At 67.2% G+C, this 2,325-nt stretch carries 2 protein-coding genes; both read left to right on the top strand.

The window, feature by feature from the left end; genetic code table 11:
* The first annotated feature begins 117 nt into the window (after positions 1-117).
* The gene (locus AB0E90_RS51600; RefSeq protein ID WP_360421209.1) at positions 118-891 is read left to right on the top strand and encodes a hypothetical protein; all 774 of its coding nucleotides are present in this window, start codon (positions 118-120) and stop codon (positions 889-891) included.
* Positions 892-1,267: 376 nt separating this feature from the next.
* The gene (locus AB0E90_RS51595) at positions 1,268-2,032 is read left to right on the top strand and encodes an IS5 family transposase (protein ID WP_360421207.1); all 765 of its coding nucleotides are present in this window, start codon (positions 1,268-1,270) and stop codon (positions 2,030-2,032) included.
* The last annotated feature ends 293 nt before the right edge of the window (positions 2,033-2,325 follow it).

The raw sequence follows: 2,325 nt of genomic DNA, 5'->3' as shown, positions 1-2,325 counted from the left end.
TGAAACGCCTGGTCAACCGACAGATCCTGACCGAGAGCCAACCCGGCCTATTCACCCTCAACCCGGAACGGACATAACCTCCCGGACCGCCCTCTGAGAATGGGCCAGTTGGAGCCCGTGGACGCCACTGAGCCGCTTGACCGCTCGGATGCGGTCGCGAGGACCGTGGCACGCCGCGCCGGCCGCGGCACGATGACCCGGCAGTGGGAAAGACGGCTGCGGCGGAACCGTCGTGCCACCGGCATCGGTGACCGTGCAATGACATCCGTCGAGGACGTGCTGTCCGTCGGCTTCGCGGGCGTGATCGCAGGCGAGGCACCCACTGCTGAAGGCGCATCGGAGATGCTTCTCGCCGCCGGACTCGATGATGGCCAAGACCCGGCCGAGGTCGCCGCGGTCCTCGGCCAGCTGCACATCGACCAGATCCTCGACGCGATACGGAGCGCGAAAGCTGAGGATTGGCAGCGAGCACGCACCGCAAGCGAGTCGCTGTTCGACATGATGCGGCTACGACGAGCGGCAGAAGTCGGCCTCGCGGGCGCCGAGAGCGGGCTGGTCGGCCTGGACGACTTCGCCAGCCACTACAACGACCCCACCTTCGCCTCCCGTGTGGAACTCACACCCGTCTTTCTGCTGCTCGCCACTCCGGACTGGCTCGACTCACTCCAACACAACCTGGCGTTGTTCCGCGCGCTCGAAGCGTTGATCGACGATCTCCCGCCCCACACCCACCAATACCTCGGACCCACTGGCACCGAGGCACTAAAAGCCGCGACGGAGCAGGACCGCGATGAGGCGATAAAGCTGATGGCCGAATGGCTACATGACCATCCGGAACACGCTGCAGTCCTGAACGAAGCGACCGGAGAGCCTGACCAGGCCCAGATCTGACCCCTATGCATACCCGGGGCCGTCCGGCGGCCGCCGGACGGCCGGCTACCCGGCGGCCCTCGGCAGGCCGGCACTGCGCAGCCACCCGCAAGAACTTCAAGAGGGCGGAAGCCCGAACCTCGGGCCTAGCATGCTTCTTGGCGTGCATCTGGCGCGTCAGCGCGTCCCGGGTGAGCGATCTGGCGAATTCGGCAAGCCGCGTCCGTACCGCCCGGTCGGGCCGGGATCGGCTCTCCGACGTCCAAGTTTGAGTGCTTGTCCGGAAACTTGAGTCCGTCGATGGGGTTGGTGGTGCGGCGAGTCCTCATGACATAGGTAGGGCCCTGAGGTAGAGCGCAGGTAACCACACCGAACACGCTCAACCTCAAGGCCCTACATGACGTTCCACCTGGTCGGCGGAGCTGGCGTATCCCCGCCCCCTACCCAGTCCACCGATCACCTGCCCAGCCTGCGCATCCGCCGCTACCCATCGGACACCGCGGACGCGGAATGGCAGCTCATCGCCCCACTCATCCCGGCCGGGCATCCCAGCCGTCGTGGCGGGCGCCGATCGGTGCACTCCCGCCGCGACATCATCGACGCGATCCGCTACCTCGCCCATAACGGCTGCGTCTGGCGGGCCCTGCCCGCCGACTTCCTATCACCCTGGCAGACCGTCTACGACTACCACCACCGGTGGAGCGCCGACGGCACCGTCAACCACGTGCACAACAGCCTGCGAGACCAGGCCAGAGCCGCCGCCGGCCGCGACACCGAGCCGACCGCGGCGATCATCGACTCCCAGTCGGTCCGCGCGGCCGAGACCGTCGCCAAGACCAGCCGCGGCTACGGCGCCGGCAAGAAAGTGAATGGCCGCAAACGCCACATCGCCGTCGACACCAACGGGCTGCTGCTCGTCGTCGCGGTCAGCGCCGCCTCAGCGCAGGACCGCCAGGCCGGACCAGCCCTCATCTGGGCCGTCCGCGCGTTCTGCCACAAAGTGTCGATGGCCTGGGCCGACAGCGGCTACAGCGGTGCCCTCGTCGGCTACGCCGCAGGCTGGGCGTCAGCATGCAGATCGTCGCGAAACTCGCCGGCCAAGTCGGCTTCCACGTACTGCCACGGCGCTGGGTCGTCGAACGGGTGCGCCGTGAGGCGCTGATTGATCGAGTGGAGGTGAGAGACCGCCACCGCCGTCCTGTCGCAGCAGGGTGGTGAAGCTGGGGCAGCCTGATCCGGGAGGTGCCGGTGAGGGTGGCAAGCGGCCCCGACAGCGCCGGGACGTGACCAGTACTGCCAGATGGCGCGGGTCCGGCAAGCGAGACGGAGAGGTATACGCGAGGAACCGGTGTCTGAAGCCTCCTAGAGCGCATCTGACGGATCATGGTCGGCTCCGGTCGGGTTTCGCGCGTAGCCAGATCATGATTGAGGCGATGGTTACCGTTGCTTCGTAAC

The sequence above is a fragment of the Actinoplanes sp. NPDC026619 genome, assembly GCF_040638295.1.
Taxonomy (GTDB): domain Bacteria; phylum Actinomycetota; class Actinomycetes; order Mycobacteriales; family Micromonosporaceae; genus Actinoplanes.
Note: the sequence above shows the minus strand (reverse complement) of the source record. Positions and strands in the feature narration are given on the sequence as shown.

Coding starts and splice junctions, on each gene's coding strand:
- AB0E90_RS51595 (WP_360421207.1), top strand. CDS start 1,268: ATGACGTTCCACCTGGTCGGCGGAGCTGGCGTATCCCCGCCCCCTACC.